General features: G+C 70.5%; 18 protein-coding genes. 2 read left to right on the forward strand and 16 right to left on the reverse strand.

Features of this window, described 5'->3' with window-relative positions; all coding sequences use genetic code 11:
• From ACFXC1_RS34185 to ACFXC1_RS34260, 16 genes are all read right to left on the reverse strand, one after another.
• Positions 1 to 648 (reverse strand): PIG-L deacetylase family protein, encoded by a 648-nt coding sequence (locus ACFXC1_RS34185; protein ID WP_381250243.1) that lies wholly within the window; start codon positions 646 to 648, stop codon positions 1 to 3.
• Positions 645 to 1,439, reverse strand: a complete 795-nt coding sequence (locus tag ACFXC1_RS34190; RefSeq protein WP_381250246.1) for a sugar phosphate nucleotidyltransferase — start codon at positions 1,437 to 1,439, stop codon at positions 645 to 647. Before ACFXC1_RS34190 ends, ACFXC1_RS34185 begins: the two co-directional genes overlap by 4 nt.
• Positions 1,436 to 2,689 (reverse strand): class I SAM-dependent methyltransferase, encoded by a 1,254-nt coding sequence (locus tag ACFXC1_RS34195; protein WP_381250249.1) that lies wholly within the window; start codon positions 2,687 to 2,689, stop codon positions 1,436 to 1,438. Before ACFXC1_RS34195 ends, ACFXC1_RS34190 begins: the two co-directional genes overlap by 4 nt.
• Positions 2,686 to 3,927, reverse strand: a complete 1,242-nt coding sequence (locus ACFXC1_RS34200) for a glycosyltransferase (protein ID WP_381250252.1) — start codon at positions 3,925 to 3,927, stop codon at positions 2,686 to 2,688. Before ACFXC1_RS34200 ends, ACFXC1_RS34195 begins: the two co-directional genes overlap by 4 nt.
• A gap of 2 nt (positions 3,928 to 3,929) precedes the next feature.
• Positions 3,930 to 5,222, reverse strand: coding sequence for an O-antigen ligase domain-containing protein (locus ACFXC1_RS34205; protein ID WP_381250255.1), 1,293 nt, complete (start codon positions 5,220 to 5,222; stop codon positions 3,930 to 3,932).
• 1 nt (position 5,223) lies between these two features.
• Positions 5,224 to 6,759: a right-handed parallel beta-helix repeat-containing protein gene (locus ACFXC1_RS34210; protein WP_381250666.1), complete on the reverse strand. Its 1,536-nt coding sequence runs from the start codon at positions 6,757 to 6,759 to the stop codon at positions 5,224 to 5,226.
• Entirely contained in the window at positions 6,756 to 8,723 is a 1,968-nt protein-coding gene (locus ACFXC1_RS34215; RefSeq protein ID WP_381250258.1) for a heparinase II/III family protein, read from the reverse strand. The genes ACFXC1_RS34210 and ACFXC1_RS34215 overlap by 4 nt, the downstream gene beginning before the upstream one ends.
• Complete coding sequence (locus ACFXC1_RS34220; RefSeq protein ID WP_381250261.1) at positions 8,720 to 10,909, reverse strand: bi-domain-containing oxidoreductase; 2,190 nt, start codon at positions 10,907 to 10,909, stop codon at positions 8,720 to 8,722. The genes ACFXC1_RS34215 and ACFXC1_RS34220 overlap by 4 nt, the downstream gene beginning before the upstream one ends.
• A 15-nt stretch (positions 10,910 to 10,924) precedes the next feature.
• Entirely contained in the window at positions 10,925 to 12,859 is a 1,935-nt protein-coding gene (gene asnB / locus ACFXC1_RS34225) for an asparagine synthase (glutamine-hydrolyzing) (RefSeq protein WP_381250264.1), read from the reverse strand.
• Between the two features lie 2 nt (positions 12,860 to 12,861).
• Positions 12,862 to 14,382, reverse strand: coding sequence for a Wzz/FepE/Etk N-terminal domain-containing protein (locus ACFXC1_RS34230; protein WP_381250267.1), 1,521 nt, complete (start codon positions 14,380 to 14,382; stop codon positions 12,862 to 12,864).
• Entirely contained in the window at positions 14,379 to 15,746 is a 1,368-nt protein-coding gene (locus ACFXC1_RS34235) for a Wzz/FepE/Etk N-terminal domain-containing protein (RefSeq protein WP_381250270.1), read from the reverse strand. The genes ACFXC1_RS34230 and ACFXC1_RS34235 overlap by 4 nt, the downstream gene beginning before the upstream one ends.
• The gene (locus ACFXC1_RS34240) at positions 15,743 to 17,008 is read right to left on the reverse strand and encodes a glycosyltransferase family 4 protein (protein WP_381250273.1); all 1,266 of its coding nucleotides are present in this window, start codon (positions 17,006 to 17,008) and stop codon (positions 15,743 to 15,745) included. The genes ACFXC1_RS34235 and ACFXC1_RS34240 overlap by 4 nt, the downstream gene beginning before the upstream one ends.
• Positions 16,998 to 18,314, reverse strand: coding sequence for a nucleotide sugar dehydrogenase (locus tag ACFXC1_RS34245; protein WP_381250275.1), 1,317 nt, complete (start codon positions 18,312 to 18,314; stop codon positions 16,998 to 17,000). The genes ACFXC1_RS34240 and ACFXC1_RS34245 overlap by 11 nt, the downstream gene beginning before the upstream one ends.
• Positions 18,315 to 18,384: 70 nt before the next feature.
• Positions 18,385 to 19,884, reverse strand: a complete 1,500-nt coding sequence (locus ACFXC1_RS34250) for a sugar transferase (RefSeq protein ID WP_381250278.1) — start codon at positions 19,882 to 19,884, stop codon at positions 18,385 to 18,387.
• Positions 19,885 to 20,674: 790 nt separating this feature from the next.
• Complete coding sequence (locus ACFXC1_RS34255; protein WP_381250281.1) at positions 20,675 to 20,917, reverse strand: hypothetical protein; 243 nt, start codon at positions 20,915 to 20,917, stop codon at positions 20,675 to 20,677.
• Positions 20,917 to 21,075 carry a hypothetical protein gene (locus ACFXC1_RS34260; protein ID WP_381250283.1) on the reverse strand — a complete coding sequence of 53 codons (159 nt, stop codon included), beginning with the start codon at positions 21,073 to 21,075 and terminating at the stop codon, positions 20,917 to 20,919. Before ACFXC1_RS34260 ends, ACFXC1_RS34255 begins: the two co-directional genes overlap by 1 nt.
• Positions 21,076 to 21,999: 924 nt before the next feature.
• On the opposite strand from ACFXC1_RS34260, the gene ACFXC1_RS34265 reads away from it, so the two are divergent.
• Complete coding sequence (locus tag ACFXC1_RS34265) at positions 22,000 to 23,004, forward strand: sugar ABC transporter substrate-binding protein (protein WP_381250286.1); 1,005 nt, start codon at positions 22,000 to 22,002, stop codon at positions 23,002 to 23,004.
• The gene (locus ACFXC1_RS34270; protein WP_381250289.1) at positions 23,004 to 24,080 is read left to right on the forward strand and encodes an ABC transporter permease; all 1,077 of its coding nucleotides are present in this window, start codon (positions 23,004 to 23,006) and stop codon (positions 24,078 to 24,080) included. Before ACFXC1_RS34265 ends, ACFXC1_RS34270 begins: the two co-directional genes overlap by 1 nt.
• Positions 24,081 to 24,082: the final 2 nt, after the last annotated feature.

A 24,082-nucleotide genomic window follows, 5' to 3' on the forward strand; every position in this document is an offset into this window, starting at 1 on the left:
TCAACCCCCCAGGTTGAGCGTGAGTTTGGTGACGGCGAAGGCCTCGGCGTAGCGCGCGTGGCATTCGATACCGCGGATCCGGGCGAGGCCGAGGAAGGCCTCCCGGTCGTACCACGGGCGGTGGCGCTGCGAGGGGTAGTGCTCCTGCAGCAGCCGTACCTTCTCTTCGGCGGTCTCGGTCTCCAGCGGCTGGTAGGCCGCCGGCCGGCCGAGGTCGCCGTCCCACTTGACGATCTCGTAGCCGAGCACGAGGTGGTCGCGGAACGCCGTGGTCATCAGTTGCGCCAGACCGCGGTGGTCCTGGTGGGCGTCGTCGGTGCGCGGCGCGAGGACCAGCTCGGGCTCGGTCTGCGCGCGCAGTTCCTCGACGGCGGCCTTGGCCTCCTCCCAATGGGCGGGCAGCCGGCCGTCCGGCAGTTTGTGCACGGTCAGCCGCAGGTCGGCGCCCGGGCAGAAGGCGGTGAGCGCGGCCTGTTCCTCCTGCTCGCGCTCGCTGCCGCCGCCGGAGAGCACCAGCGCGTCGACGCGGATGCCGGGCCGCGCCTGGCACAGCGTCAGCAGAGTGCCGCCGGCGCCGATGGCGATGTCGTCGCAGTGCGCGCCCACCGCCACGATCCGGTCGAGCCGACCGGCTCCGAGCCTGATCACGCACGCACCCCCGCGCTGTCCCGCTCCCACACGGCCCACGGGCGGTCGCCCCGCGCGTAGGCCTCGTCGAGCGCGGCCCGCTCCTTCACGGTGTCGGTCGGCTTCCAGAAGCCGCGGTGCTGATGGGCCACCAGCCGTCCCCGCTTGGCGAGTTGGGAGCAGCCGTCGGCGACCAGATCGCCGTTCTCCGGTATGTGGTCGAAGACCTCCTGGCGGAGTACGAAGTAGCCGCCGTTCTCCCACAGCGGCATGTCGCTCACCGCGGTGATGCCGCCCACCAGTCCGTCCTCACCCAACTCCACGCAGTGGAAGGAGGATTGGGGCGGCACGACCATCATCGACGCGCCGGCGTCGCGCTGGGCGAACTTGTCGATCATCTCCGGCAGCGGGGCGTCGGTCAGCACGTCGGCGTAGTTGGCGAGGAACATCTCGTCGCCGTCCAGGTGGTGGCGCACCCGGCGCAGCCGCTCCCCGATGGGCGACTCGATGCCGGTCTGCGCGAAGGTGATCGTCCAGTCGGCGATGTCGGTGGAGAGCAACTCGGTCTGTCCGCCGCGCAGTACGAAGTCGTTGGACACCGTCTCCTCGTAGTTGAGGAAGAAGTCCTTGATGTGGTGGGCCCCGTAGCCCAGGCAGAGGATGAACTCCTTGTGCCCGAAGTGCGCGTAGTAGCGCATGACGTGCCAGATCAGGGGTCTCGGCCCGACCATCGCCATGGGCTTGGGAACGTCGTCGGAGGTTCCGTTGCGCATGCGCATCCCGTAACCGCCGCAGAACAGGACGACCTTCATGCTGTGACCTCTTTCGGCTGCGCGACCTCGACGATGCTCAGTTCGGGGATGGGGAAGACGAGCCGGCCGCCCCACTCGTGGACGAAGGACAGCTGCTCGACCAGTTCGGCCCGCAGGTTCCACGGGAGGACGAGGACGTAGTCCGGCTTGTCGGCGGCGATCTGCTCGGGCGGCAGGATCGGGATGCGGGTGCCGGGGGTGAACCGGCCGTGCTTGTACGGGTTGCGGTCGACCGTGTACGCGAGCAGGTCGGGGCGGATGCCGCAGTGGTTGAGCAGGGTGTTGCCCTTGCCGGGAGCGCCGTAGCCGACGACCGTCTCGCCGCGGTCGGCCGCGTCGATGAGGAACCGGAGCAGGTCCCGGCGCACCTTGGCGACCCGGGCGGAGAACTCGGTGTATCCGGCCAACTCCTGAAGCCCGGCGGCCTTTTCGCGGGCCAGTACGTCGGCCACCCGCTGCGAGGGCTCCCCCGCGGCCTCGGCCGGGCGCGACCACAGGCGGATGGAGCCGCCGTGGGTGGGCAGCAACTCGACGTCCACGAGGGTGAGTCCGCCGCTGGCGAGGGCCCGGATCGCGGAGGCGACGGTGTAGTACTGGAAGTGCTCGTGGTAGATGGTGTCGTACTGGTTGTCCTCGATCAGGGTCAGCAGGTGCTGCACCTCGATGGAGACCCAGCCGTCGTCGGCGACCAGGGCGCGCAGGCCCTGGGTGAAGCCGACGACGTCGGGGATGTGCGCGTACACGTTGTTGGCCACGACCAGGTTCGCCGGGCCGTGCTCGGCGCGGACGGCCGCGCCGGTGTCGGGGCTCAGGAAGTCCGTGAACGTGGGCACGCCCGCCTCGCGCGCCGCGGCACCGACGTTCACCGAGGGCTCGATGCCCAGGCAGCGGATCCCCCGGTCCACCACGTGCCGCAGCAGGTAGCCGTCGTTGCTCGCGACCTCGACCACGAAGGCGTCGGTGCCGAGGCCGAGGCGCTCGACCGCGCCGTCGACGAACGTGCGCGCGTGCTCCACCCAGGACGTCGAGAACGAGGAGAAGTACGCGTACTCCTTGAACGTCTCCTCCGGCGTGATCAGCGGCGGTATCTGCGCCAGCCAGCAGTCGGTGCAGACCCGCAGGTGCAGCGGGTACGCCGGTTCCGGCAGGTCCAGTTGGTCCGCGGCGAGAAAGCTCTCACACGGCGGTGTCGCCCCCAGGTCGACGACGCTCGCCATCGCTTCCGAGCCGCAGAGTCGGCATCGTGTCATGTGCTGTCCCCATCCCCCCTGCCCGCGTGGGTGTCCCCACCGCGAGCCAGTGCTGACCGTCCCGCGATCGCGGTGCGGTACTCCTCCAGCAGGCGCTCCAGGCCGACAGCCGGGCTGAACCCCTGCTCGTAGCGGCGCCGGGCGGCCTCGCCCATCTCCCGGTTGCGGTCCGGAGCGGCAGCGATCCGGCGGATGCCGGCCGCGAGCGAGGCGGCCTCGCCCGGCTTGTGCAGCAGCCCGGTGACGCCGTCCTCGACGAGTTCGACGAAGGCGCCGTGGCCGGCGGCGACGGTCGGCACCCCGGCCGCCATCGCCTCCACGACCACCAGGCCGAACGCCTCCAGCCAGGTCGAGGGCGCGATCACGGCGACGGACCGCGCGATGGCCTTGCGGCACTCCGCCGGGTCCAGCAGGCCGACGTAGCGCACGTCGTCCCGGCCGGCCGCCCAGGCGGTGACCTCCTTCTCCAGCGGCCCGGTGCCGGCGATCGCGAGCGGGACGCCCACACCTCCGCCGGCCGCGACCTCGTCCCACGCGGCCATGAGCAGCCGTACGCCCTTGGCCTCGGCGAGCCGGCCGAGATAGAGCAGCTGCTCGCCCGCTCCCTCCCGGCGGATGTCGGGTTCGGGGACGAAGTTGTGCTTCACCGCGAGGCGTTCGGCCGGCATGCCCGAGCTCACCAGGACGTCGCGCTGCGCGGCGGAGATGCACAGGAAGCGCTCCACACCGGTCCACCAGCGCCGCCGGTTGACCGAGAGGCTGACGGCGAGCGGCACGGTCGCGAGGCTGGAGTTGCGGTAGCAGCCGTGCCGGACGGCGGGCAGCGGTGTCGAGCCCACGCACTCGGTGCACGGGCGGCCGTCCCGCTGGAGGGTGCCGGGCGGGCACACCTGGGTGTAGTTGTGCAGCGTGGCGACGGCGGGCACTCCGGCGTCGGCGCAGGCGGCGAGGACCGCGGGCGACAGGAGCGGGAACACGTTGTGGACGTGCACCACGTCCGGCCGTTCGGCGCGCAGCTTGGCGGCCAACTCCTTGCGCACGGCCGGGTTCCACGGCACCAGGAGCGGCACCGCGACCTTGCCGAGGAGGGAGCGTCCGCCGATGTCGTCGCTGCGCCGCTCGAACAGCTCGACCCGGTGGCCGGCCGCGCGCAGCAGCTCCACCTCCTGGTCGACGACGTTGTTCTCCCCGCTCGGCTGCGCCGAGTTGTAGCGGTTGTGCACCACGAGAACGTGCATGCTCACTTCACCTCCGATCCACGGGCCCAGCGCGGGACGCGCCGTCGAGGGGCTTCGGGCAGCGCGAGCGGAGCGGCCTTGGCCGGTGCCGCCAACAGCGAGGCGGCCAGGGCCAGATGGAGCAGATACGGCGAGGCGTCGCCGAGTCCCGCCTCGGTGTACGAGGCGATCGCGCAGTAGCTGATCAGGAAGATCGCGCAGGCCCGCTGCAACGACGGCGGGCGCAGCAGCGCGACACCGCCCAGCACGACGATGATCACCGCGACGAGGGTGACACCGACCAGACCCTGCTCGTTGTAGACGGCCAGCCAGCTGTTGTCGATCGGCAGCCCGCCGAACGACTTGTCGCCCAGCCCCACGCCGAACAGCTGCTGCGCGGTCGACCGGGGCTCGGCCAGCAGAGCGTTCCAGACCTTGGCCCGGCCGGTGAGGCTGGAGAAGTTCTCCTGGCTCTGGCCGCGCAGGAACCAGGTCTGCAGCGCGGAGGCGAAGCCGACCGCGGCCACCACGGAGATCAGCACCGACCAGCTGAAGAAGCGGCGGGCCGCGGCACTGGTCAGGACGAGCGAGCCGATCGCGAGCGACAGCCCGAGCAGCAGGCCGAGGGTGGCCGTCCGGGTGTGGGTCAGCGCGAGCAGCACCAGCGACGGCACGATGACCAGCACGGCGCTGGTCCGGTCGGTCCGCCTGCCGATGACGAGCAGCGCGGTGAGCCCGATGATGACCGCCGCGTACTGCCCGATCTGCGGCGGGGTGAGCGGCCACAGCGCACCGACCAGGCGTCCGCCGTAGAGGTCGGGCAGAGCCTTGCCCGGGGAGACGACCAGGCCGAGGGCCACCGAGCCGAGGACCGCGAAGTAGGCCCGGATGTGGTAGCGGACGAAGGTCAGGCTGCCGTCCCACCAGCGGCTGAGCAGCCACAGGGTGCCGACGAAGAGGGTCAGCCGGAAGCAGCGGAACAGCGCGCCCATCCCGGACTCCAGGCTCGCGCTGGAGATCACGCTGGACACCAGCAGCAGGGAGAGCAGCAGCACGTAGGAGCTGGACCGGACGCGCACCCGCTGGTTGACCAGGAGGGCCAGACCGAACGCGGCGACCAGCGAGCCCATGGTGACCATCTGGATGAGGGAGCGGGGCAGCGGGACAATGGTCTTCGCCCCGGCGGAGCCGAGCGTGTTGAGGACCAGCAGCCCCCAGACGATCCCGACGGTCTTCGGTGTGCCGGCCGGGCGAGGCGGCTCGGTGCCGGGCAGCGTTCCGACCGTGTCCGGTTCACGCGTGGAGTTCTCACTCATCTCAACCACCGGCCTGTAGGTCGAGGGTGCTGTCCTTGTCCTGCTGGTACGGCGCCATCTGCCACTGCACGAAGTCGAGCACCTTGCTCTGGTCCTCGGCGACGAACTTCCACGGGCCGACGTAGACGTTGGCGTGCCAACTGTTGTGCTGCTGCTCGGTGATGGCGTCGGCCACCCCTTCGCCGTGGTACGGCGACCAGTCCGGATAGGTGCCGTAGTTGGACAGCACCGCCATGCGGTCGCACATCTCCGTGCACTTGACGACGGACTCGTCGAGCACGAAGCGGTTGTCGTGGATGTCCACCCACTGGGTCTTCCACCGGCAGTCCGAGTAGAGCGGTGCCTTGGCGATCGCCGGGCGCACACAGCTGCTGGTCTTCTTCACCAGCAGCGTGCAGTCACCGGAGGAGGTGTTGGCCGGGCTGTTGCAGAACCGGTCGGCGTTCTCCCACAGGGTGATCCCGTTCCAGTTGTTCTCCAGCACGTTCCCGTAGATCTCGATCTTGTGGGTGCGGGCCTTGACCCGTGGCTCGCCGCCGGACTCCGACAGATAGATCGTCGCGTACGGGAAGTTGTCGCCGCCGTCGGCCGCCTTGCGGCCCTCGACCCAGTTGTTCCGCCGGATCGTGTTGTCCCGGATGACCGCGTTGTAGCTCGTCTCGTAGATCAGTGCGGCACCGTCGTTGGCCTCGATCACGTTGTTCTCGATGAGGAAGTCGTTGTTGTTGGTGTCCGCCCACAGCCCGGTGCCGCGGTTGTCGTGCACCCAGTTCCCGCTGATGTCGGCGCCGTTGACCTCCCAGAACTTGATGCCTCCGGTGCAGCCGCAGCCCTTCTGCTTCCGCTCCCAGTCACCGGTGTTGTTGCCGACGATCTCGTTGCCCTGGACCACCAGGCCGGTGAGGCGGCCGTTGCCCTTGTAGGCGTTCATGCCGTACTGGCCGTTGTCGCGCAGGCAGTCGGCGCGGACCTGCTGGCGGGCGCCGGCCATCAGTCCGGCGCCGGAGTTGTCCTCGATCGTCGAGTGTTCGACGACCCACCCGTCGGCCGAGTCGTGGTTGACGACGCCCTCGTCCTGCGGCGCGACGAATCCCCGCACGGTGAGATAGCGGATGGTGACGTCGGCGGCGTTGCCGGTGAAGGCGTACTGGTTGACCTTGCGGCCGTCGAACACCGCACCCGGCGCGCCGATGTAGTGGTCGCCCTTCTTGGGGATGACCTGTGCGTAGCGGTCCCGCTCAAGCGTGTGCGTCCCCGGCTTGAGCCAGAACGTGGTGTTCGGGGGGCTCTTCTTGGTCTTCGCCGCCAGGTCGCCGACCACCTTGGGGTCCACGGTCACCGCGCCCGCCGGCGCCGTCGCCGGTCCGGCGGCGGGGTTGGCGCACACCCGGGCCACGGACCGGGCGGCGGACGTGGCCGTGGACGGCGCGGCGTGCGGCTTCGTCGCGGCCGGGGCGCTCGACGTGTTGTCGCAGCCGGTGACCGTCAGGAGGAGCAGCACCAGCGGTGCGACCGCCGGTGCCCAGTGCCGTCTCATGTTGCCCACGCGCCCCCCTGGCCGCGGAACCCGAGCACGGTGGTGAACCCGTCCGTGACGTCGGAGGAACCGGTGCCGATGAGTGTGGTGGTGGGTTCCTTGCGTCCGAATCCGGCGGAGTACCAGCCCAGCGGCGGTTCGCTCTCGCCGCGGTGCGCCCGCCAGGACAGCTGCTCGGGCAGGTCGAGCACCGCGGAGCGCCCCTCGCCGTCCCGGATCCAGGTGAGCACCGCCCGGTGCCCCACCAGGTCCGCGGCGACCGCAGGCCCGAGGTGGAACGCCAGTCGCACGTCCCGGCGCGGGCCGGTCACCTCGTCGACGATCCTCAACTCCTGGCTCTCGGCCGTGAGTTCCACTCGGCGGCGGTGCACCGAGCCCTGGTAGCCGTCGTGTTCGGCGGCCCAACGGGCCACCCCCGCACGGGAGTTGTCCACGTCCAGGACGCGGGTGCGGGCGTGCCGGGTCCACAGGAACGGGCCGCCGGAGACGGACTGGTCACCGCCGTCAAGCTCCAGGGTGTTGTGACCGAGGGTCGACCGGAAGTACCGCCGCCACTCGGGCTGTCCGTGGTAGCAGTACGTCCCCGGGTCGGCGAGCACGTCGATCCCGTCGTGCCGGACCTCCACGGACAGCGCGTCGGCGTGGGCGTGCGCGGCGATGGACAGGAAGCCGTGCGGACCGCCGTCGCAGCGGCACCAGATCTCCTCCGGACCGCGCAGGACGGTGAGCCCCGCGTCGGCGAAGCGGTCGGGCCTGGTCGCCGGGCGGGCGGTTCCCTCGTTCGCGTACGGCCTGATGAGCGCGGCCAGCAGCGGGGTGCGCACGTCGGTGCCGGTCACCTGCGGCCACCAGTCGAGCCGGCCGAACACGGCCGCGCCGGTGGCCAGCAGCGAGCCCCAGCGGTCGGTGCCCTCGCCGTCCACGATCAGGCCGAAGCCGTCGTCCGCGTCGCCCTGGCGGGGCGGGCGCAGCCGGTTGTCCACGACGGCCGCGAGGGCGTCGGTCATCCGCAGCAGCACCAGCCGGAGCGACTCGGGGACCGGCACGTCGGCGGCGTCGGCCTCGGCCAGCGCGGCCAGGCCGAGTTCCAGCACGAGTCCGTGGTACTCGGTGGCCAGCTCGCGGTTGAGGCCGGAGTCGAAGGTGTTGGCGCGCAGCTGCCGCTCCAGCGAGCGCAGCGCGTCGGAGCGCCAACGCGCCGAGGAGGGGAACCAGTTGAAGGCGCAGGCCGCGCCGAACTGCCCTGCGGTCTCGGCGATGACGTGGTTGTTCGCCGAGGAGCCCCGGCTGGGGAAGGCGGCCAGCCAGCGCTGGTGGTGCCAGATCTGGTTCAGCGCGACCGGGTTGTCCTCGAACAGCTCGGCCGCGCCCGGCCAGCCGTCGAGCAGCCGGCGGATCCACACCCAGGACAGCAGCCGGATGCCCAGCTCGATACCGCTGATCCAGTGCACGCCCTGCAGCGGCGGGTTGGCCGCCCACCAGGACCGCAGGTGCGCGGCGACACGCTCGGCGTACCGCTCGTCGCCGGTGACCGCGTAGGCGGCGGCGAGCACGGTGAGGTACTGGTGCCGGGACGGCTCCCAGATCTGCTTGATGTCCCCGGCCACGTTCTCGTCGCGGTACGGCACGTCGAAGGCGTAGCCCGACGGGGCCCGGCGCCCGGTCTTCGGGTCGTGGAACCAGTCCGGGTCGGTGAGGTCGTCGCGGTCCACCCCGAAGAACTCGGCGTGCCCGGCCATCAGTCGGTCCGCCTCGGCGACGAGCCGTTTCACGGCGTCCGGCTCCACCTCGGCGACCGTGCCCGCGGGCAGGACGGAGGTGAACCGGGCGCCGGTGACGGTCGGGGAGTCGGGCCGCGCCGACCGCCAGCGCCGTCTGCGCACGGTGTCGCCCGCCCGGCCCGCGATCTCACGCGGGCCCATCCGGGACAGTCGGCGCAGGTACCAGCCCGCGCTCATGCTCATGGCGTCCTCGCCAAGGTCACCGGCGCGCCGCCGGCCAGGCCGGTCCCTACGGCGAGGGTGGCCGCCGTGGTGGCGACCAGCGACTCCAGCGGCACCGGCATCGGCCCGCCGGTCCGAACAGCCTTGATGAACGCGGCGAGTTCGGCGTTCTGCCCCTTGTCCCGGGCCTTGGGCAGCCGCGAACTGACCCACTTCTTGGGGCCGTGGACCGAGGCACGGACGAAGTCGTCGAGCTTCAGCACCTTGCCGTCCCCGACCAGGTCCAGGGTCTCCTTGGGGAAGCCGGAGGCGCCGGAGGTGACGTAGCTGATGGTGGCGGTGGAGCCGTCCGGGTAGCGCAGGACGACCTGGAGGTCCTCGTTGCCGGGCGCTGCCGTCGCGTACACGGAGACCGGGTCGGCGTCGAGGAGCCAGCTCGCCGTGTCGATGAAGTGGCCGCCCTCACCGGCGAACCGCGTGCCCTCGGCGCCCTGTTGGAGGTACCAGCTGCCGTGCTGGAGCTTGCCCGCGTTGACCAGGTAGCGCAGGCTCGCCGGACCGGTCCGGGCGCCGAACCGCTCCTTGGCCTCCGTCAGCAGCGGTGCGAAGCGGCGGTTGAAGCCCACCTGGAGGCGGTCGTTGCCGGACTCCTCGACCGCCGCGAGCACTCCGGCCAGTTCGTCCTCGGTGAGAGCGAGGGGCTTCTCCACGAACACGGTCTTGCCGGCCAGCAGCGCCTGCCGGGTCAGTTCGGCGTGCGAGCTATGCCGGGTGACCACGAACACCGCGTCGACGGACTTGTCGCCGAGGACGGCGTCGAGGTCGGTGGTCGCCTTGGCGAAGCCGAACTTCCGCTGCGCGTTGGCCCCGGAGAGCGCGGTCGTGGTGACGACGGTCGACAGCTCGACGCCCTCGCGCCGGGCCAGGTGCGGCAGCAGCATCGAGGTCGCGTAGTTGCCCGCGCCGACGAACGCGAGGCGCACCGGAGTCTTCGCGGACCGGGCCGGGGTGGACGTCCCCTCACTGCGGCGGACCGCGGGCACGGCCACCGACGGGGCTTCCGCCTCCCCCGCTTCCTCCGTCTGCTCGGGGTAGCGGAACAGCACGGCCACGGCCTTCAACTCGCCGTCCTTCAGCCGCTGGTACGTCTCCACGGCGTCGTCGAAGTCGGCGATGTGGGAGACCAGGGGCTCCACGTCGACGCGGCCGCGGGCGACGAGGTCGAGGAAGCACGCGAGGTTGCGGCGCTCGGTCCAGCGGACGTAGCCGATCGGGTAGTCGCGGCCCTCCAGCTCGTACGACGGGTCGTAGCGCCCGGGGCCGTAGGAGCGGGAGAAGCGGACGTCGAGTTCCTTCTCGTAGTACGCGTTCCACGGCAGGTCCAGGCGGCACTTGCCGATGTCGACGACCCGGCCGCGGTCCCGTGCGAGCCGGGCGGCCAGTTCGACGGGCTGGTTGCTGCCGCCGCCTGCGGCCAGGAACACCTGGTCCACGCCGTGGCCGTCGGTGAGTTCGGCGACGGCCGCCTCCACGGCGGCGGAGGCGGGGTCGCCGCAGGCGGCGGCGCCGAGGCGTTCGGCGAGTTCGCAGCGGGTCGGGTCGGGGTCGGCGCCGACCACGCGGACGCCTGCGGCGGTGAGGAGCTGGACGACCAGCTGTCCGATCAGTCCGAGGCCGATGACCAGGGCGACCTCGCCGAGCTGCGGCTCGCCCTGGCGGACGCCCTGCATCGCGATCGAGCCGACGGTGCCGAAGGCCGCGTGCTGCGGGGCGAGGCCGTCGGGGACCGGGGCGTAGAGGTTCTTCGGCACCCAGTTCAGCTCGGCGTGCAGCGCGTGTTCATTGCCCGCGCAGGCCACCAGGTCGCCGACCTTCACGTCGTCGATCCCGGCGCCGACCTGCTCGACCACCCCGCACAGCGAGTAGCCCAGCGGGGTGTAGGAGTCCAGCTTGCCCATCACCTTGCGGTAGGTGGCGGGCAGTCCGTTGGTGGCCACGCTCTGCATGACCTTGGCCACCTGGTCAGGCCGGGAGCGGGCCTTGCCCAGCATCGACATGCCGGCCTCGGAGACCTTCATGAGCTCGGTGCCGGTGGATATCAGCGAGTAGGCGCTGCGCACCAGCACCCCGCCCGGCTTGCACCCCGGTACCGGAACGTCGAGCACCGCCAGCTCGCCGCTCTTGTAGTTCTGTACAACCTGCTTCACCAGAACTCCTGATTCCTAAGCCGTCGACCGAGTGCTCTGGGCGGAGCCAGAGGTCGCGTCGCGATACCAGTACTCGAGGGTCAGTACGTGCCACAGATGCTTGGAGTAGTCCGCCTGTCCGGCGGCGTCCTCGGCGACCATCCGGGCCAGCGCGTCACGGCGCAGCAGCCCGGACCGGACGAGCTCGCCGTCGTTGACCACCTCGCGCACCAGCGGCGCCAGGTCCCGGCTCATCCAGGCCCGCAGCGGGGCGCTGAACAGGCCCTTGGGCCGGTACACGATCTCCTTGGGCAGGATCGAGGTGGCCGCCTCCTTGAGGACGGCCTTGCCCTGCCTGCCGACGATCTTGCGGTTGCCGGGCACGGTGAACGCCGCCTTGACCACCTCGATGTCGACGTACGGCGTCCGGACCTCGGTGGAGGCGGCCATGCTGGAGCGGTCCGTGTAGGCGAGGTTCAGACCCGGCAGGAACATGCGGGAGTCGGTCAGGCACATGCGGTTGACGAAGTCGTCGAGGTCGTTGTCCTCGTAGACGTCCGTGTGCTCGGTGATCACGTCGTCGACCGTCCCGGCCAGGTCCGGGTTGAGCAGGGCGAGCAGCTCGTCCTGGTCGTACATGGTGTAGCTGCGCCGGAACGCGGTCTCCTCCGGCAGATCGGCGAAGGAGAGGAACCGCTTCGCGAAGCGCACCGACCGGTAGCCGCGGGTGGCCGAGGCGACGGGCAGCCGGTCCACGACCCCGGAGACCCCGCGCCGCAGGGGTCGCGGGACGCGCTGGTAGCGCAGCGCGAGCAGGTTGGCGAAGTGCTTGCGGTACCCCGCGAACAGCTCGTCGGCGCCCATGCCCGAGAGCATCACCTTGACCCCGGCCTCCCGGGCGGCCATGCAGATCAGATACGTGTTGATCGCGGCGGGGTCGCCGATCGGCTCGTCCAGGCTGTACGTCATCTGCGGCAGCAGGTCGAGCACGTTGGGCGCGATCTCGATCTCGTGCAGGTCGACGCCGAACTGCTGGGCGACCTGGCGGGCGTAGCGCAGGTCGTCGGGCATCGCCTCGAACTTGGCGTCTTCGGCGCGGAATCCGATCGTGTAGGCGGAGATCCCGGGCTGGTGGCGGGCCGCCAGCGCGGTGAGATAGCTGGAGTCGAGGCCGCCGGAGAGGAAGGTCGCCACGGGCACGTCGGAGATCAGATGGCGGCGGGTCGACTCCTCGACGATGGCGGCGAGGTCCGGCCGCTCACCGGCCAGAGCGCGGTCCCGGCCCTCGGCGGCGACGTCCTTCAGGTTCCAGAAGCTGCCGCGTTCCACCCGGCCGTCGGGCCGGCAGCGCAGCCAGCTCCCCGGCGGCAGCTTCTCCGCCTCGCGGAACGCGCAGCGCGAGTCCGGCACCCAGTAGTAGAGCAGGGAGGCCACGAGCGCCGCCTGGTCCACCTCCAGGGACTTGCCGGTCGCGGCGGCGAGCGCCTTGAGCTCGGAGGCGAACATCAGGCCCTCGCCGCGCCGGAGCAGGAACAGCGGCTTGATGCCGAGCTGGTCGCGGACGAGCACCAGGTCGCCGGTGCGCTCGTCGAAGATGCCGAACGCGAACATGCCGCGCAGCCTGGGCAGGCAGTCGGTGCCCCAGCGCCGCCAGGCCTCCAGCAGCACCTCGGTGTCGGAGGTGCCGCGGAAGCGCACCCCGGCGGCCTCCAACTCGGCCCGTAGTTCTGGTGCGTTGTACAGCTCGCCGTTGTACGTCAGGGCGAGGCCGTCCGAGACCATCGGCTGGGCGCCGGTCTCGGACAGGTCGACGATGGCCAGCCTGCGGTGTCCGAGCTGCACCTCGCCGTCGCCCAGGGGGTGGCCGTAGCGGCCCGAGCCGTCCGGGCCCCGGTGGGCGAGGGTGTCGGTGAGCCGGTCGGTGACGGCCTTTCCGTCCGGCCATCGGTAGGTGCCCGCGATGCCACACACGTCTACCGCACCTCCTGGTCGTTGTCCGGGACACGTGCGGCCCGTATCGGCTGGCGTTCGGTGAGCCGCCGCCCCGTCGCGTTCTGCCAGGTCGGCCGCTCGGTCCGGCCGCGCAGCGCGTTGGCCAGGCCGTCCCACAGGGTGCCGTCGGTCCGGTCGCGCGGGTCGGGGTCGATCAGTACGACACCGATCACCGGGATGCGCTGGTCGGCGAGTTGGCGGGCCACGGTGTGCAGCCAGGCGGCGTTGCCGTGCCCGGCGCGGACGACGAGGACGGTGCGGGTGCCGAGGTACTGGAGGTCGGTCCACGCCGTGCCCGGCGCCACCGAGCCGACACCGATCCGCTGGTCCTGCGGGGACACGGTCGCGGCCCTTTCGCCGCCGACCACCGTGGGGTCTCCCGGTTTCGGGCGGCGGCGCGAGAGCTGGGTGCCGGGGAGGCCGTCGACGACGGTCACCGGGCCGTCCTCCCCCAGTGCCCGGGCGAGGCCTAGGGCGATCCCGGCCGTGCTGCGCGCACAGCCGAGTTCCAGCAGCGACAGGGGTTCCGCCGAGCCGCGCGAGGTGCGGGCCAGCGTGGTGGTGAGCCGTTCGCGTGCCACCCGGGTCCGGCGGCGCTGCCACAACCTGCCGGAGCGGCGGGGCAGTTCGGCGATGACCGAGGCGCCGAGGTTCGCCGCGATGTCCCGGCGCAGCACGGGCCGGTCCGCGACGACCACGCCGACGGCGGACAGCGCGAGCCCGAGGAAGAGCCCGAGGACGAGGCCGACCACGCCGTCGGTGACGAGCGCCTTGGGCAGGGAGTGTGCCACCGCGCGCGGGGCGTCCACGATCTGGGTTCCGGCGACGAGTTGGGGTGCGCCGACGCGGGCCTCCTCGGCGCGCTGGCCGAAGTCGGAGATCTGCGAGGTGAGTTCGGCCCGCCGGGCGAAGAGCGACTCGAGGTTCGCCGCGTCCTTGGGGTCGGTGTCGGGCGACCGGCCGCCGATCGTCTTGTTGACGTCGGCGAGCTCCGCCTGCATCCGGGCCTGCTGGTCGAGCAGGCCCTGGGCGTTGGCGTTGGCGATGTCGTTGATGCGCTTGGCGTGGTCCGCGACGAACGCCTGGGCCAGTGCCTTGGCGCGGGCCACCGCCTCCGCGTCGGTCTTGCCCGTCACATCGATCTCGAGGACGTTGTTGGTCAGTCCGGTGCCCCGGTAGTCCTTCATGAAGTCCTCGGGTTTCTCCGGGGACTTGAGGATCTTCAGGGCCGCACCGGCGATCCGCGAGGTGGCCAGCAGCTGGGCGTCGGTGCGGATCAGTGTTCCGGTGTCGTTCGGCTGGTCCTCCTGGTGCGCGACCAGCACCTTGGTCACGGCGGCCGGGGCCGGTGGCATGAGGACCGCCACGGCCGCGCCGGCCAGCAGTCCGAGGAGCGCCATGGCGCCCCACAGGCGGCGGCGTCTGCGCACCGCGACCACCAGCGCCTGGAGGTCGAGGAGCGGGGTGGCGGCCGACGACTCCGAAGTCGTGCTCGTCGTCACGCTGGATCTCCTGTCGCGCGGCCATGGACCGCGAACGTCAAAGTGGCGTCGTCGGAAAGTCGGTCGGCGGTCTCCGTCGGCCGGGTGCGGACCGTGCCGGCGACGACGACGCCGACGAGCTCGTGCCCGCCGTCCGCGCACGCCTCGGCGATGCCGGCGAGTTCCGCGGCGGTCCAGCTCCCCGCGCTGAGGACGGCGAGGGCACCGGACTCGGTGTCGCGGTCCGGCACGATCGGCCGGTCCACCGAGACCTCCACGACCCGCAGCCGGGGGTCGTTGGTGGCCTCGGCGACGAGCTGTCCGGCGGCCAGCCGGGCGACCTCGTCGCCTTCCGGTACGACGACCAGCAGCCGCCTGGGGGCGGGCAGTTGGTCCCTTAGGCGGGCGCACACCCGCCGGTAGCGGATCCGCCGCTCGGCCTCGTCGCCGGACCGCTGCGGGGCCGGTACGTCCCACCGGACGTCGATGCCGAGCAAGTGGCGGAGCCGGGCCCGCGTGCCGTGGCTCTCGGGCCGGTGCCCGTGCCGTTCGCCGGGCACGTCGACGGTGCCGAGGAACGGCGAGCCGAGCGCCGCGGCGATCTCCGCCTCGGTGCGCAGCCGACGGCTCACCCGGGCGGCGGCGAGATGGCCGACGACCGCGAGCACGAAGAACAGCAGCGCCCCGGCGACGATGAGCTGCATGCGCGTCGGCGCCGCCGCGCCGGTAGGCCGGGGGGCCGGACCCATGACGACCATGTTGGCCTTGGCGGACGCCGGGTTGGCCTCCTCCAGCTTCTTCATGGCGTCCTGCAGCCCGGTGCGCAGCCCCTCCAGCTCGGTGCGGGCCTGCACGCCCTCCACGGTCTGCCCGGGATTGGCCGCCTCGGCCAGGTCGGTGATACGGCGGTTGGTCTCGGCCACCTGCTTGCGCAGCGCCTGCGTCGCCGTGTCCGCCGCCGGGTCGGTGTCGCCGCCCGCGATCCGGGTGGCGAAGGTGACGAACTGCTGGGCCAGCTGGTCGGCGAGCCGCTGCGCGTGCTCCGGGGTGTCGGACGTACCGGAGACCTTGATGATGTTGCCGTCGTCCGCCTTGGCGCTCACGTCTTTCTGCAGCTCGGTGCCGCTGACGCCCCACTTCAGCGCGGTGGCCGCGCGGTCGACCACCGCCGAACTGGTGGCAATGTCCACCTGGGTCAGCAGTTCGCGCTCTTCCCACTGGCCCGGCAGCAGCACCGATGCCTCTGCCGTGTAGCGCGGCGGAAGCAGCAGCACCGAGGTGCCGTAGCCGAAGAGCGCGCCCGCTACCGCGAGGACGGCCAGGAGCCGCCACCGCCGCCGGAGAATCCGCCCGATCGTGACCAGGCGGATCGTGTCGTCATTCAATGGTGCGGCCTCTTCCCCGTACGGAGCGGCCCACCCGCCGACACCGGGGCTTGGTCCCGGCAGGCGGCGGCATAGGCGGCGAGCAGTGACGCTTGCGAGTTCTCCCAGGACAGCGGCCCGCCGATCCGCTCCTGGCCGGTCTTCCCCATCCGGGCCCGCTTCTCCGGGTCGTCGAGGAGCAGCGCGATCAGCTTGGCGAACTGGGCCTCGTCGTTGGCGGGCGCGTAGACGGCGGCGTCACCGGCGGAGACGCGCGCCTCCCGGAGGTCGAACGAGACGATGGGACGTCCCATCGCCATGTACTCCAGGACCTTGTTCATGGTCGACACGTCGTTGAGCGGATTGTGCGGGTCCGGGGAGAGGCATACGTCGGCGGTACACAGGTAGCGCACCAGGTCGGCGTCCGGGATGCGTCCGGTGAACTGGACCTGGTCGGTCAGACCGAGCTGCCGGGACAGTTCGACCATGGCGTCGAAGGCGTCGCCGGCGCCGACGAAGACCGCGTGCCAGTCGGTCCGGCCGACCTCGTCGCGCAGTTTCGCCAGGGCCCGCAGGGCGTAGTCGACGCCGTCCTGGGGGCCCATGACGCCGAGGTAGCACAGCAGATGGGGTTTGCCGCGCTTCAACTCCGGCTCCGGGGGCACCGGTTGGAAGCGGTCGGTGGCGGGCGCGCTGCGCACCACGAAGACGTCCTCGGGCCGCTTGCCACCACGGCTCAGCGCGACGTCCTTGTAGCTCTCGTTCGTGGCGAGCACGATGTCCGCGGCCCGGTAGGTCCGCCGCTCCAGCGCGCACACGGCGCGGTAGAGCAGGTCCTCGCCGCGGTCGAAGCGGGAGAGGTACAGCTCGGGCACCAGGTCGTGCTGGTCGAAGACGAAGCGCGCGCCGCGCCGCTTCATCCACAGGGCCGGCAGGAACAGCAGGTCGGGCGGGTTGCAGGCGTGCACCACGTCGACCGGGCCGACCTTGCGGGCCAGCCGGAGCGTGTGCCACAGCGCCGTTCCGTACTCCCGCAGATAGCCGGCCGGACCTCCGGTGGCCGCGCGCAACGGGTAGCGGTGGATCCGCACCCCGTCGATCACCGCCTCCGCCTCCGTGTCCCGCTTCTCCCCCCGGGGGCAGATGACGTGCACCTCCCAGCCCGCGTCGCGCAGCGTGGTGCACTCCTGCCACACCCGCCGGTCGAAGGGGACCGACAGGTTCTCCACCAGGATCAGCGCGCGACGGCCTGTGCCGTCGCCGCCGGTCTCGTTACCAAGCAAGGCCCATGTATCCCGGTTCGGTCCGGCGCGCGTCGGCGTCGGGAAGGCGGATGAGGTCGATGATCGCCGGGTCGCCCGTGTGGGGCAGCGCCGACAGTACGGTCGCGTCCTTGGTGCCCACCAGGCACACCTCGGCGTGGTCGATCACCTCGTCGACGGAGTCGGCGAGGAGCTGCGCGAGGTGCGGCAGGCGGCTCTCGATGTACTCGCGGTTGGCGCCGAGCAGCCGGGAGAGGCTCACGTTCGCGTCGTAGATCTTGAGGTCGTAGCCCTTGCCGAAGAGCCGTTCCGCGAGTTCGACGAGCGGGCTCTCGCGGAGGTCGTCGGTGCCGGGCTTGAAGGAGAGCCCGAACATTCCCACCTTGCGCTTGCCGGTGCGCTCGACCAGGTCCACCGCGCGCTGGAGGTGGTCGGCGTTGGAGGCGAGGACGTGGGAGAGGATGGGCACCGAGACGTCGGCCCGCTGTGCCGCGTGGACGAGGCTGCGCAGGTCCTTGGGCAGGCAGGAGCCGCCGAAGGCGAAGCCGGGGCGCAGGTAGGCGGGGCTGATGTTCAGCTTGCGGTCGGCGAGGAACACGTCCATCACCTGGTGCGAGTCCACACCGAGGGCCTGGCACACGGCGCCCAGCTCGTTCGCGAAGCCGATCTTGAGGCCGTGGAACGCGTTGTCCGCGTACTTGATGGCCTCGGCGGTCGGGACCGGCACCCGGAACACCTCGCCGGGCAGGCCCTCGTAGAGCGCCGCCACCGCGTCGCCGCTAGCGGCGTCGAGTTCGCCGATGACGGTCTTCGGCGGGTCGAAGAAGTCCTTCACGCTGGTGCCCTCGCGCAGGAACTCCGGGTTGACCGCGACCCCGATGTCCACGCCGGCCAGACCGCCGACGTGCTTCTCCAGGATCGGCACCAGCAGGTTCAGGCAGGTGCCGGGGAGCATGGTGCTGCGGAACACGACGGTCTGCCGTCCGCCCCGCTCGGCGAGCGCGGCACCGATCTCCTCGGTGACCCGCTCCAAGTAGGTGGTGCACAGGCTGCCGTTGGGCTCCGACGGGGTGCCCACGCAGATCAGCGACACCTCGCTGTCCGCGATCGCCTCGCGGACGTCGCGGGTGGCGCGCAGCGCGCCGGTCCGCACGACTTCGGCGATGAGTTCGCCGATACGTTCCTCCACCACGGGTGCCTTGCCGTCGTTGACCAGGTCGACCTTCACCTGGTTGACGTCCACCCCGATGACCTCGTGGCCCATGCTGGCCAGGCACGCGGCCGACACACAGCCCACGTAGCCGAGCCCGAAGACGCTGACTCTCATGACCGGTCTCTCCCCCCAGGCAGGCCCCTGCGGCCTGCGGTCCGCGCGCCGGTCGGACGACCCCCGCGCATCAGTAGGCCCCCTGCCCGTGGATCACGGCACGCAAGGTCTTCCACAAGATCACTGTGTCGAGGGCGAGCGACCAGTCCTCCACGTACCTCAGGTCGAGGCGGACGGCCTCCTCCCACGGCAGGTCGCTGCGTCCGCTGATCTGCCACAGACCGGTGAGCCCGGGCTTGACCAGCAGCCGTCTTCGGATGTCCGGGTCGTACGCGGCGGACTCCTCCGGCAGCGGGGGCCGGGGTCCGACGAGCGACATGGATCCGGTGAGCACATTGAAGAGCTGCGGGAGCTCGTCGATCGAGTACCGGCGCAGCACCGTGCCGACCCGGGTCACCCGCGGGTCCCGGCGGAGCTTGAACAGCAGGCCCGCGCCCTCGTTGCGGTCGGCCAGCGCCGCGCGTGCCCGGTGGGCGTCGGCGACCATGCTGCGGAACTTGAACATGGTGAACTCGTGACCGTCCTTGCCGACCCGGCGCTGGCGGTAGAACACTCCACCCCGGCTGTCCAACAGCACGAGCAGTGCGACGAGGATCATCAGCGGCGCGAACACGAGCAGCAGGATCGCGGCGCCCAGCCGGTCGACGACCCCCTTGATCGCCCGGCGGCCTCCGGTGAAGGTCGGCATGCTGACCCGCAGCAGCGGTATCCCGAGCACCGCGTCGACGTGCAGCCGCGGGCCGGCCACCTCCATCAGCACCGGGGCGACGATCATCTCGGCGTCGCTGCCCTCGAGGTTCCAGGCCAGGCGTTGCAGGCGGTCCGGTGACCAGTGCGGGTCGGGTGTGACCGCGACGACCCGGTAGCCGTCGTGGCGGACGTGCTTGGCGACGTCCTCCAGCAGCCCTATGACCGGCACTCCGTCCAAGTGGTCGCCGTCCAGGCCGCCTTGATCACCGTCGAGCCCGCGGCCGTCCGTCGTGCACACGGCCTCCACGCGCCAGCCGAGGTGCGGAAACTTGCGGGTGCGGCTGATCAGGTCGCGCACGGTCGCCGGGCTCCCGGCGGCGAGCACCGGTCTCAGGCAGCGTCCTTCGTTGCGCTGTTTGTGCAGCCGGAGACGGAGCACATACCGCTCCGTCATGGTGACGATCGCGATCGCCGGGATCGCGACGAAGATCCAGAGCTTGATGTTGGTCGAGGTCAGGGCGATCCCGCCGAGCGCCAGGACGACGGTCGCCGTGAACAGTGAGCGTCCCAACCGGCGGAATTCCTCGGCGCCCTGCCCGAGTACGGCCGGGGACCAAGCGCGGCTCACCGCCAGCGCGCCCAGCACCAGCACCTGGGTGCCGAAGGCGAGAATGCCCCACTTCTCATGCCAGTTGGCCGCGTCCCGGGCCCCGAAGAAGTCACCGATCGACGCCACCACACAAGCGGTCGCGACGGTGTCGCTGATGATCACGGTACGTCTGTACCGCTGCTCCCATTCGATCGCCGGCTGGCCGATCGCCCCGTTCGCCAGACGCCCGCGCGCCGACGGAAAAGGGCCGACTATTCCCCCCTGCCGCACAGAACCCCCCAAGGTCCACAGTGGTTTGACGTGGTCGCCGCGCACTGTTCGTCCCCTGCGGAAGGCCCCCGCCTCCCGCTCTGCAGCTCCCCTACGGAAGCTCACACTCCGCTGTTCCCCCTCGGGAAGTCCGCGCCCCCGGCGCACGACGTCCCGGCCATGTCAGATCCTCGCGAACAACGCACCCTGGCAACACCGGACCCGCAGGCCCTGCCAGCCTCCTGAAGCGCACGGGAACCCGTCGCGATCTCGGATGCTCTCCACGCCCCAAGCCCCCCTCGGGCTAACAGAATTGACCGCCCCCACGCTCCGCACGAGAGCCACAACCGCTGGCCACCCGCATCGCCGGACCCATAGATCATCCTTTGTCGCCTGGTGTCACACCGTGCGAAGCAAGGTCAATCTAGACCATGTGTGCCCGCCTGGAGAGAGGTCTGTGTGGAATTTGTGCACAACATTTGACGCCGAGTCGATAGATCTGCGACTGCCCGCAGGTACACCGGAGACGGAAAACATACGCTGCGCCCAGTGACGGCGGGAGTTCTCCGGACCGTTGGCTATGGCAACCCGTGCGTGCCCACACTGATCGAGACTGATCAATCGTGCCAGGAAAAGGGAGTTCACCTCTCCGGGTACGGCCGAGGCGGTTGGCGCGAACCCGTCGACCCGGCCGCCGCGAACGCGGCCGACGATTGGCGGGAAAGCGACGATCGCGGGGGAGGTGGAGGCCGCGGGGGTGGGGACGGTCCGGCCGACCGGCCGGGGTCGTGATGGACCCGGCCTCGCCGGATCACCTGCCGCGCAGGTGCTGTTCGATGATCTCCTCGGCCACGACCAGATCCTGCCAGGACATTCCCACGCTCTTGAAAACCGCGGTGCGATCCGGGGGAAGCGTCCGCGCGCCCCGGACCACGACCGCCATCGGGATCAGCCCGTCGACATGAAGGTGCACCTCGCGATTCGCCGGCACGACGTCCTCGGCCTCGCGCAACACCGTGCGCACGTCCTCGACGACGACGTGTGCGCGAGCCATCAACGGGCCGTACCGTCCGTCAAGTGCGCGGAGTCGAACAGCGGGGTACGGGCGCTGGTGGCGCGGGGCGGCAACTGCTCGCGGGCCCGGTCGGGGTGGCGCACCACATAGACGACATCGACCAGTTCGACCGAGTCGACGCCCCGGATCGCGTCCACGTGACCGACCGCCCGGGACCCGCCCCGAAGACAACCGGCACGATCGGCCCGGTGAACCGGGTGAGCTGCGGAGCGGTCGCCGCGACGGAGACGGCGGGTGTCCGGAGGTTCGTCACCGCGGTCCCGTCCATGAGCGCCCGCAGTTCGAGCGTCCCGACGGCGAAAGTACCGTGTCCGCCGCAGAGACCACCACGGTCGCGGCAGGCAGGCCCTCCCGCCGCGACGAACGGACCACGGCGGACGGCGACTGCGTGAGAGGCAAGAGACCTGGCCCCCACGCCGCCCCGGCGTCTGCTGGAAGACTTCACCCCGCATCTCTCCCGCACTCCCCTCTGTCTTAAAGGTCTGTCTTAAAGGCGCGGGGAGGATGTCAACGTCTCCTCCGCCTTGCAACTGCACGCGCCACGCCCCACTCGGGTCAACAGACAAGGCACCGTGAGCCAGGCCGGCCTGATCCGAACGACAGGCTCTGGCTGATCCAGCGCGGGCGCGAAGCCCCGACGACATCACTGCCCGAACCCCCACGCATCTGATCCGTAGGTCATGAGCCCCGGCCGTCCGTCCGGCATCGCTCAGCCCTTCACCCAGGTCAGCCAGGTGGCTATTACAGCCAACCCCGTGGCCGGATCCGCAGCTCAATTTCATTCCGAACACTTTGTTGGTACGTCCTGACATACCTGTTGACATCCCCACAGAGACGGCCCCATAGTCTCTCCAACTAGAGCGCGCTACTAAAGCGCTCCAGTCGCTGAACAGGCGGTCTACACCAACGACCGCCACAGAAGAAGAGCCGCCACGCCCGGCACATACACACCACTCGCGCACCGCGTCGCCATTCGGTGAACACGCATCGGCCGCCGACGCGGGACGCGCTTCCGTCCACCAGAGACTCCACCCTGACAAGCACAGCGAGGTGCAAGGGACATGCGCAGAAACCACCGAGCCGCAGTTTTCACCGCCACCGTTCTGGTCGGCACTCTGTTCGCCGCCGGCTGCTCCAGCAGCTCGGGCGGCAAGAAGTCCGAGGGAGGAGGTGCGGACGCCTCGGCCGGCAAGGCCACCACCCCGCGTATGACGGTGGCCATGATCACCCACGCCGCCCCCGGCGACACCTTCTGGGACCTGGTCCGCAAGGGCGCCCAGGCCGCCGCCGCCAAGGACAACGTCAAGCTCGTGTACTCGAGCGACCCCAGCGCCGGCAACCAGGCCAACCTGGTGCAGAACGCGATCGACCAGAAGGTCGACGGCATCGCACTCACCGCGGCCAAGCCGGACGCCATGAAGGACGTGGTGGCCAAGGCCAAGTCGGCCGGCATCCCCGTGGTCGGCTTCAACTCCGGTGTGAGCGACTGGAAGAAGCTCGGCATGCTCGAGTACTTCGGACAGGACGAGAGCATCGCCGGCCAGGCATTCGGCCAACGCCTCAACCAACTCGGCGCCAAGCACGCCCTCTGTGTCATCCAGGAACAGGGTCAGGTCGCCCTCGAGGCCCGCTGCGCCGGTCTGAAGAAGGGCTTCAGCGGCAAGACCGACATCCTCTACGTCAACGGCACGGACATGCCGTCGGTGAAGTCGACCATCACCGCCAAGCTCAGCCAGGACTCCTCCATCGACCAGGTGGTCACCCTCGGCGCCCCGATCGCGCTGACGGCGATCCAGTCGTTGTCCGACTCCGGCAGCAAGGCCAAGCTCGCCACCTTCGACCTCAGCAAGGACCTGGTGACGGCCGTCCAGGACGGCAAGATCGAATTCGCCGTGGACCAGCAGCCGTATCTCCAGGGCTACTTGGCGGTCGACTCGCTGTGGCTCTACAAGACCAACGGCAACTTCAGCGGCGGCGGCAGCGCGCCCGTCCTCACCGGACCGGCTTTCATCGACAAGACCAACGTCGACAGCGTCGCCAAGTTCGCCGCCAACGGAACCCGGTGATGAGCATGACCCAGCACGCCGACCCGGCGGTGACCACACCGCCGGTCCCCGGCCCCAAGGTGGTTGACGGCCGCACGGCCGAACGTCCGCAGGCGATAAGGCTGTTGGCCCGCCCCGAGGTCGGAGTCTTCCTCGGCGCGGCGGCGGTGTACGTGTTCTTCCTGATCGCCGCCCCGCCGGTGCGCGAGGGCGCCTCGATGGCGAACATCCTCTACGGTTCCTCAACCATCGGGATCATGGCCCTGCCGGTCGCACTGCTCATGATCGGCGGCGAGTTCGACCTCTCCGCCGGTGTCGCGGTCATCACCTCCGCGCTCACCGCGGCCATGCTCAGCTACCAGCTCACCATGAACGTGTGGGTCGGTGTGATCGCCGCCCTGGTCGTGTCGTTGGCAATCGGCTTCCTCAACGGCTGGCTCGTGGTCAAAACCGGGCTTCCCAGCTTCCTGATCACCCTGGGCAGCTTCCTGATCCTGCAGGGGGTCAATCTCGCCGTCACGAAGCTGGTCACGGGCAACGTCGCCACCGATGACATCAGCACCATGGACGGTTTCGACCAGGCCAAGAAGGTCTTCGCGTCGTCGTTTGATGTCGGCGGTGTGCAGGTGAAGATCACCATCGTGTGGTGGCTGGTGTTCGCGGCGATCGCGACCTGGGTCCTGCTGCGCACCAGGTACGGCAACTGGATCTTCGCGGTCGGCGGCAACAAGGACTCCGCGCGGGCGGTGGGTGTGCCGGTGGCGTTCACGAAGATCTCGCTGTTCATGCTGGTCGGTTTCGGTGCCTGGTTCATCGGGATGCACCAGCTGTTCTCCTTCAACACCGTGCAGTCCGGCGAGGGTGTCGGGCAGGAGCTGATCTACATCTCGGCGGCGGTGATCGGCGGCTGTCTGCTGACCGGTGGCGCCGGTTCCGCGATCGGCCCGGTGTTCGGGGCGTTCATGTTCGGCATGGTCCAGCAGGGCATCGTCTACGCCGGCTGGAACCCCGACTGGTTCAAGGCGTTCCTCGGTGTGATGCTGCTGGGCGCCGTCATGATCAATCTGTGGGTGCAGCGCACCGCGACCCGGAGGTGACC

The sequence above is a fragment of the Streptomyces hokutonensis genome (genome assembly GCF_042751305.1).
Taxonomy (GTDB): Bacteria; Actinomycetota; Actinomycetes; order Streptomycetales; family Streptomycetaceae; genus Streptomyces; species Streptomyces hokutonensis_A.